The following is an 8,447-nucleotide window of genomic DNA, read 5'->3' on the forward strand; positions in this document are numbered from 1 at the left end:
CATTATGTACACCTAGAAATTGCTGTTGAATTTCCATGAATTTTATACTTTTTAAGCTTCTCTCCTCTCGATCTTTAGATAACCTGATCTAGCATAAACGATCTCTTCAAATATCATTAAAGGATTTTTGCCATTATCACTAACTTCCGGTAGAGCTTTTAGAATTAATGGTGATCATAGTGCTATTTGCAATTTCGTTGATTAACGGGCTAAATGCGTTTTATCCACATGAGAGGTAACGAACACCTCAGCTTTTCTCACGCAATGTGCTCATTTAAAATTAATGTCATGAATATTTGTACAAAATTTTTATCTATACGATAATCAAAAAAAGGCTGACGTAATATAATAATTGAACATCATTCATGCGGCGCTTTCTTTTATCTCTAAGCTTTGTATGTAAATAGATAGTCCGTTCAAAATAAATAAAGGGGCGCAAAAGCCTATAAATACACACAGGACGTATAATATAGAAAATGAAAAAAATTTTCCTGCATATAAAAGCACAATAGAGAATAAAGCTGTTATGATGCGTACACTGGCATCGCCTGCCAAAATCACCTCGGTTAAATTTTCACTAGGTGTGATAGCTTGTCCAATTGTTATTCCCGATACCCTAAAATAAAATTGCCCAATACCTAATAAAAACCCCATAATATAAAGGGAATATTGAGTAAAATTTAAATATAAAACAAAAGAGATTGCGATCACGGCAAAAGCCGGTGCCCCCCATACAAAAAAACGAATTAAAGATGGAAATTTCCGTAAATAATAAGATGAGATAAGACCATTGATCACAAAACCCAGTGCTGACAAAGCAAAAATAGAATTTTGAATAGCTGTAAATTTTATATTATCTGATGTTATAGAAGCAAGAACAAGTGGCAATAAAACAATAGTCCCCGTATAGAGAGAATTATTCAAAATACGATTAATCGTTAAAAAACGCAACGCAAAAATCCGCCAAAGACACCTGAACCCAACTCCATAAGCTTTTTGAGATGGCTTTTTTAATAGCTCTTTTGCTCTGTTTAGTTGTTGTATAGACTTTATACGAAACCATAAGCAGGCATTCAAAAGATAGATAAATACAATAAAGGCTATGGCTATTTTGTGCCCCAAATGCGCAATTATAAAATATATAAGCAATGGGGATATAATAACAAAAAACTGACAGCAACTAGTGTAAAATGCAAAAACTCCAGCTTTTTGTTTGGGAGCTGGAACCAGCTGATTCAAGGCACTATTGTTATTTGGGTTATCAACCCCCATCAAGAGAGAAAGTAAAAAAAATACAAATAAAATAAGCACCGGATTGTTCATAAATAATAAGAAAGACAATAAACAAGCGCAAATAATTTGACTATAAAACCCAATTATAAAGCCTTGATAGTGCGCCAACATGTTTCCCAAACATAAGCCAGCAATTCCAATTGCGATTAAATTAACGACATTTAAAGTAGCAGAAGTTTCTCCCGTTGTATCTTGGAATTGTAACAAAGAAAGGCCAATAGATAATACACCACTAGCACAAAAACTCGTCAAACAACCAACCACAATCATAAGAAAAACAGAATTACGCAATAGCCTCTTCCCTTTTAAACAGAGATTCAAGCCATTTTATGATTTTCTCCATTGTCGAATATGTTTCGGGACTAAATTCCAGTTTTTCGTAAAATTTTAGTCTAAATGCGTTATAGACACTTATTTTTCGCAAGTCATCTGTCAGCATGAATTCTATACTTGACAACGTTTTACCCATAGATTGAGACAAATAATAGGAAATTACTTTCCAATACATATAAGTACGCTCTCTTGCCAAATAATTTTCCAAGGCATATTTCAAATGACAACCACTTAAAATATATTTCGGACAATGGTGCAACGGATAATAATTATAAATAGCATCCGCTTCATGTGTGGGACAAGAAGAAATATTAATATTTTTATCATTTCACAATATTATAAAAACGCTCAGTGAGCAGATCTTCCAAATTTAGTCTAGTCACAACAAGATTGGTTGCTAATTTTTGAGAAATATGAGACCAAGCCAATCTTACTACTAAAGTTCCAATAACCTTTAAGTCAGATTCTGAATAAGCTTTTTTAAAATTCTCCACCCATATGTCTCTGTGACATATAATAACGGGCTCATCTCGTCTGAATGAACAAGATGTAATTCTAAACCAATATTATCACAAAGTTTTGAGCTCTTGAATTCTCCGTATCCTAATCTGGTATTCCTAAATCATCATAGGAACTAAGAATTTTTAAGTATTCCAACTTTTATTAAACTTTGTAACAATCTATTGGAATCTCCCCTTCACTGACTTCGACAATTATTTTCTCACCACTACAAGAACAAAAAATTATCTTTGAATTTTCTTACTTTTAGAAAGAAAAATGAGTAATACTTTTCCTTAACTAAAAGAAACACGCTCTATACCTTTTTCTTTATGATTATCAAAAAACTATCCCGTTACAATTAACCATCAATTATTAGAATAATATTCTGCGTTTAGCTTAATAAACTGTTATAATCAATGTTTTTCTCTGTTCTAAAAATCAGTGCTTTTCATTCTAGAGATACTCGTAATTGCTGTAAAATCTTTCCCAAAAAAGCCCCCTTAAACATTGCTATTAACACGATCTTCCTGAGAAGTTTTATACATACACACTACATTATACGGAATGCTATGTATTTTAAAACTTACTCAACTAACAAACATCTTTTAATGGACAAAATAAATCACGAAATTTGTGTGCTGTCATAATTCGAAAAACAATCATATATCTTCCTCCAATGATAGACGATGTCATTAGAAGAAAGTTTTAATGATATTGGTAGAATAAATTAACCAGAAAAAATTGCAGCGCTGATGGAATAAATTTTATTTTATACCTTGTAATTCTATCTAAATTTTAATCATTTTTGTTAAAGGTTCTTATGCAATTTTTTCTACATTCAGCATCATTTTTCCACTTGTTGGCAACAAAAGATTAATAGCTAAATTCACCTATGTCATCATAGTTCTTTTTTGGGTAAAATAGGACATCTTCAATTTCGATATATAAATATTTTAATTCTTTAATATATTCTCTTCACATGCTTTAGATTAACAACACAACAAAACTCAAAATAAAAATATTTATTTTACTTAAGTTATTGAATATTATTTAAAAAGTATGGAAATAAAGTGATGCAATATTTAAAAATTCAAATCCATCTACATTTTAGAGTCATCACGCATTGTAATAGCAGTTTTCATTAGGTATACTAAATATGCTTGATAACTTTTCTGCTTCATGCTTGTAGGGAGTTTCAGATAGAGATAATACCAGAATCCATTCGTGAATGCTCGACAATAAAGCTGTAAACAAAATTATTTCCTTTTTGTTTAATCCGTTAAGCTTGATCCATTTTTTATTCCTAAAGAATAACGTTCTATTTTGTGCTGTAAAATGCCGTTTCTGAAAAGTTTCTACGTTGGTTTGGGTAGAGGACGTAAACTGCATAGCCTTATTTTCCGCAGAATCTATGGGCACATTATGGGAAGCAGGAGTAAAAGAATAAAATCCTGTATGAGAAAGAATCCATTAAAGAGCGTGCGGTTACCCATCTCTAATATCTCCAATAGTGAGATTTTCTGTAGCAATTGCATATATGCATCCTACTACATCTGCCCCAATTGATTTGTGCCTTGTATTGGCAGGTAGATGTATAATATCTCCTGGTGTACAGGTTATATGTTTTTCGCTATAGAAAAAATCTAGCTCTCCCTCTATAATTAAGAGAGTTTCATCGACCTGGTGAATATGCCAATCGTGTATTTTTTTTGGAAAATCTCTTTGTATCTCTATTGATCCTTGCTCTGGAAGCGTCATTTTGAATATATCACAGATATTTTTATTTAATTTAATTTTAGAAAACTTAATCATTATCGTGTTTCATTAGATGATATGAGCAAGGTAGGGATTCAATAGTGTTGTCTTGCAGAAAATATTGCGTCCATTCTCTATTTTGGGGTTCGCCATATTTTCCTAAAAAAGGAGATTTTGTGATAATATCAAAATGTTCAAGCTTTTTTCCTACAACGAGAATGCATTTTGTTCTGTAGAGAGAAGATTAGAAAAAACACTTAAGCTGGAAAGTTAACATAAATATAGAACTTACTTAATTCTGTTTATATAAGACGGGGTATTGCAAACTATGAATATAGGTTCGCTATGAAAGCAGAACTCCCATAGACGATTGTACATATTTTTTGTGTATACTTAGGTCATTCTCGGTTGTCAAAATCTCGCAAATTTTTAAGCATAGATCAGAATTTTTCTCTATAAACTTCGATACTTTGTATGGGACCGGCTCCTCGAATGCAACAAAAGATGTGTTCTTTCCAAAACTTTTATAATTATCGCAATAAGTTATCAGATCTTCCATCATATTTTTTGAGGTTAGCTTGTTGTAAAACCCAAATCTAAGCATATTTTTTGAGTATCCATTTACACCGAATAGGCAGAAAAGTCCTAATTGTGTTATTCATGGTTGGATTGAATTCTTTAAAAATGATTTGCTTCCATTTTTAATATTTGTCTATATTTTCAATTGTTTGCGCTGCTGAATCCATGTTTTCCTCCCAATTGTTGTATTTTATAAGAAATTGCTACGAATGATCCTCTCCAAAGCTGATAATTCATCATCATTGTGTACCCAAATTGCTATAATAGCTGGGCAGGTATTTAAATAGATGGTTAGGGGGAGGGGCTCGTTTTCTTTAAAAAAGAGCATAAAATGAACCACATTTTCCCAAGAATGAAGCTTTTGCCGCCATACGTTAACATCTTTTATAATATGACCGTCGATTTCGTTGATAAGGAAGATAATACGCCCTTTTTTCTTAAAGCGACTTGGTGTTTGCGAAAACATGCCTGCAATAAGGTTAACGGAGCTTTCAAGTAAATCATCTTCATAGCAATGTGCGAACAAGGTGGGTGCAATTCCTCCGTGGAGGCGGGCTCCTACTTCGATCATTACTGGACCGCGAGCTGTTTGCATGATTTCCATGTGCGCAGGTCCATATTCAATCCCCAGCGCGCGAATGCATTGTTTTGCATAAGAGATAAGAGAGGCATAAGAGGGATCTTGAGAATCAAGCACATCAAGCGTTTCATAAACAAAAGTACTTCCATTATGAATACCTTTTTTATATCGTGACAAACTACATATTTTTATAGCCTCTCCCTTTACAACGGCATCGACGATGTATTCCTCTCCCTCCAATCTTTCTTGGAGCAAATAGTCCTCGTTAGGTGCGCCAAAAATATTTTTTTCTTCCAGTCGTTTTCAGAGGTCCACGTTAATACTTCCTCAAGATTAGAGAAAAACAAAACACCATCACTCCCTGCAGAATCATTTGGCTTTACCACATAGCCGCTGTGGCTTTCAAAACCATCGAGAGTACAATCGTTTTTTGTAAGAATCTTTGATCGGATGTAAGATAAACCATTTTCACAAAGGCGTTTTTGCATCGCTGCTTTTTTCCGTCGCCAATCGGTAGTCAAGGGGTTATTCCCAAGACAACCATAATAAGCCGCCAATTGCTCTGCACAATAGATACCTCTTTCGGCACCCGCTATTACAGCCTCTATCGTGCCGATAGGAAAGCGTTTCTTTATCTCATCTACACTATGAAGCTTCGCTTCTGCCATGCCCTCTCCCTGATAAGAAAGTATATAGTGTGAAAAAGGAGCTTATTGAGAGACAACACCATAACAAGCATAGCCTAATTTTTGCAAAGCAGGGCCATAGAGGGCACCCTTGGAGAAAGGGTCGACAATAAGAATAGGTTTTCTCATACTTTGTTCCGCTGCGATAAAAGGAAAAGAACATAAATAAAGATTATCAACCCTATAAGGGGGAGAAGATAAACAGCTGCTTGAGGACCCATAAGGGGAGAGCTCGTAAGAAGACCAAGGATAACATAACTGCCGATTGGGAGAGAGTATAAAGCATGCCGCTATAGCTTCCCACCAGCTCTGCTTGAGCCTCTGTTTTGGTCGCTTCAATCGTATGTTTGCGGGCATTAATTCGCATGGTATTCATTGAAAAGCCAATAAAAAAGCAAAAGACCACAGCCAAATAGGGCGATTGTGTGGTGCTAAAAATAAGATCAGCTACGCTCAACATAAGGGCTGGGAGAATAAATTCAAAACGAGGGATTTTGATAAAAGCAGCCAAAAAAGCGCTCACGCCCGCAACCGCACTGCAAAGCCCATAATATTCAGAGCCAAAATTTTTCACACTCTGAAAAAGAATAGTTGCCAGCGTATTATAAGCGCAAATATAAAAGCCAATAAGTCCTATGCAGACGCATAAAAGTTTAAGCTCACGGAAGAGCCCATCCACTTGCGGTGTAGGTGTGCTGGCTTCTTACCAGTTGCAAGTGCTGTGGTATCTGTAGCATTATATTCATCAGAAAAGATGATATATTCGGCTATAAGGCTTATAATGATGTCAAACACACAAAGTGTCACAATCAAACCATTATAACCGATTTCAGCTGCTGCCCCTCGAGGGCTGGTCGCTTCTAAGAGATAACCACTTAGTGCTGCTCCCAAAAAGGCGCCAATTTGCACCACTGTTTGCATAATGCGGGAAGCCTTTTGGGCGCTAATATAACCACTAAGTGCTAGTTTAGTATTATAAGTCTCGAGTGTGCTTAAGGTAATCAAAGAGAGATAGCCGATAGAGATAGAGACAGCGATAAAACCAAAGGGGAAATCAGCGTAATGGAAAAGTGCAATCAATAAAAGAAGGCTATAGATAATGATCCGCCTTTTGTATAAATCGACCAACCGCAGTGAGGCTTTAATGCACACAAGACCGCTTTTTTTCAAAAGATAGGGCATAAGGGTGCCCAAAGCCATGGTTACGCCCAGGAAAACCGATGAGGATGTTATGCGATAAGCATTCCAAAAATTACTTAAGAATAGAACCATATCAGAAAGATACAGTAGGACAACAAGCCCATAAAACCGAAACATCAGTTTATCCGACATAATATCAAAAAACACAATAAAGTCAATAGTTTGCTTGCAATTATTTTATATGAATCCACTCAAGAATCCATCTTTTTATGCATGATTCATTTGACCATTTTTTATATAAGATTGCCATGTATGAATAGACCATAAAAAGCAAATCATGATGTAAATATTATAACGCATGTAAACATTCAAATGAAATGAAAAGCAGATATCATTCATAACAGTTCATAAATCTTATGATACGTTTTTATCACAGCACAAATCACATTGTTTAAAAATTTAGTCGTTTGGAATTATCGATAACATACGTTTAAAGATCCCATCTTGTTTTAAAGATTGGATTGTTAATCACATGATAAAAACATAAAATTACAGTTTTCAAAATTGAGAAGCGTAAAATCTAAAAATGCTATAGCAATATCTTATTACCTATAAGAGGGTAATCGTTTGAAACTGTTATAAGATAAATTGTACCAAAAGATACGCATTTATAGAAAATAGAGATCATATAATTTTTCCAAAAATTGGGAAAAACCTCTAAAATGGCATTAAAGAAATTAACTGTTTGAACCTGTCATAAGCTTATAGGTTTAATTTAAAAAATTGCATAAAAGGATTAAGGATAAAATCGCTTTTAAAACGCTTACTAAAAGTTAAAAAAACGATAAAGAGGTATTTTATATCTTATGAAATGAAAAGCCTTTTAATGAATAGATTGCAGACTAGTTTTTAAGAACGGAATTATTCGCTTCCACAAAAAAATGGAAGCGAACAATGCCATGGCAGTAGAGTTACTATCTACTTTAGACTTGGTACTAAAAAACGTTTTAAAAGTTACTATTTAAAAGTACAGAGCACAAATATAGAGCGATTAATTTGCAAAGAAGTTTTGTTAAAAATACGCTTATTATGAAAGCCTTTCTAAATACGTTTAAACGTTTGAAACTGATGTTTAGAACAGTTTTTATAGTCTTGCGTTTGATAAAAGCGCTTGTTTATTGTCTTATGAGAGATTGTTTTGAAAACCAACATTTGCAACTGTAAAAAACGGGTTTTTTAAAATCTATCAAGCGTTTTGATTTGTTTGATAGAGTTGATTTTAGACAATGTGTTATTTGAATTCACTCAACTCAATTTTAAAGTCAGTATATTGAAACGTTTTAAAAGAAACATCATGATCATGGGCTTTATNAGTCAGTATATTGAAACGTTTTAAAAGAAACATCATGATCATGGGCTTTATTTCAAATGCCCCCCTCACAAAGGAGGAGTTATGATTAATACGTTTGAGAGCAACGAAAAGCATTTATAGGCTCTCTCATTCAAAAGAGTGATTAAAGATCATACGCATCATTTACATTCCTTTTGATAAGTTTTCATATGTTTAATAAAGCGTTTGC

Annotated in this window: 9 protein-coding genes; all 9 read right to left on the reverse strand. The window is 33.9% G+C overall.

The window, feature by feature from the left end:
* Positions 1-363: 363 nt before the first annotated feature.
* Positions 364-1,584 carry an MFS transporter gene (locus ACFIMX_RS01045; RefSeq protein ID WP_375639957.1) on the reverse strand — a complete coding sequence of 407 codons (1,221 nt, stop codon included), beginning with the start codon at positions 1,582-1,584 and terminating at the stop codon, positions 364-366.
* Between the two features lie 2,028 nt (positions 1,585-3,612).
* Complete coding sequence (locus ACFIMX_RS01050) at positions 3,613-3,939, reverse strand: cupin domain-containing protein (protein ID WP_375639956.1); 327 nt, start codon at positions 3,937-3,939, stop codon at positions 3,613-3,615.
* Positions 3,932-4,102 (reverse strand): YqcI/YcgG family protein, encoded by a 171-nt coding sequence (locus ACFIMX_RS01055; RefSeq protein WP_375693910.1) that lies wholly within the window; start codon positions 4,100-4,102, stop codon positions 3,932-3,934. The genes ACFIMX_RS01050 and ACFIMX_RS01055 overlap by 8 nt, the downstream gene beginning before the upstream one ends.
* Before the next feature lie 68 nt (positions 4,103-4,170).
* On the reverse strand, positions 4,171-4,260 hold the full coding sequence (locus tag ACFIMX_RS01060) for a YqcI/YcgG family protein (RefSeq protein WP_375606207.1): 90 nt from the start codon (positions 4,258-4,260) through the stop codon (positions 4,171-4,173).
* Positions 4,226-4,486: a hypothetical protein gene (locus ACFIMX_RS01065; RefSeq protein WP_375617559.1), complete on the reverse strand. Its 261-nt coding sequence runs from the start codon at positions 4,484-4,486 to the stop codon at positions 4,226-4,228. The genes ACFIMX_RS01060 and ACFIMX_RS01065 overlap by 35 nt, the downstream gene beginning before the upstream one ends.
* 165 nt (positions 4,487-4,651) lie before the next feature.
* Positions 4,652-5,296, reverse strand: a complete 645-nt coding sequence (locus ACFIMX_RS01070) for an ATP-grasp domain-containing protein (protein ID WP_375639954.1) — start codon at positions 5,294-5,296, stop codon at positions 4,652-4,654.
* Positions 5,245-5,709 (reverse strand): hypothetical protein, encoded by a 465-nt coding sequence (locus ACFIMX_RS01075; RefSeq protein ID WP_375693906.1) that lies wholly within the window; start codon positions 5,707-5,709, stop codon positions 5,245-5,247. Before ACFIMX_RS01075 ends, ACFIMX_RS01070 begins: the two co-directional genes overlap by 52 nt.
* Positions 5,710-5,908: 199 nt before the next feature.
* Positions 5,909-6,301, reverse strand: coding sequence for a hypothetical protein (locus ACFIMX_RS01080; RefSeq protein WP_375617561.1), 393 nt, complete (start codon positions 6,299-6,301; stop codon positions 5,909-5,911).
* Between the two features lie 59 nt (positions 6,302-6,360).
* Positions 6,361-7,044: a hypothetical protein gene (locus ACFIMX_RS01085; protein ID WP_375693907.1), complete on the reverse strand. Its 684-nt coding sequence runs from the start codon at positions 7,042-7,044 to the stop codon at positions 6,361-6,363.
* Positions 7,045-8,447: the final 1,403 nt, after the last annotated feature.

It is taken from the genome of Bartonella sp. AD24XZML, assembly GCF_042196485.1.
GTDB lineage: Bacteria > Pseudomonadota > Alphaproteobacteria > Rhizobiales > Rhizobiaceae > Bartonella.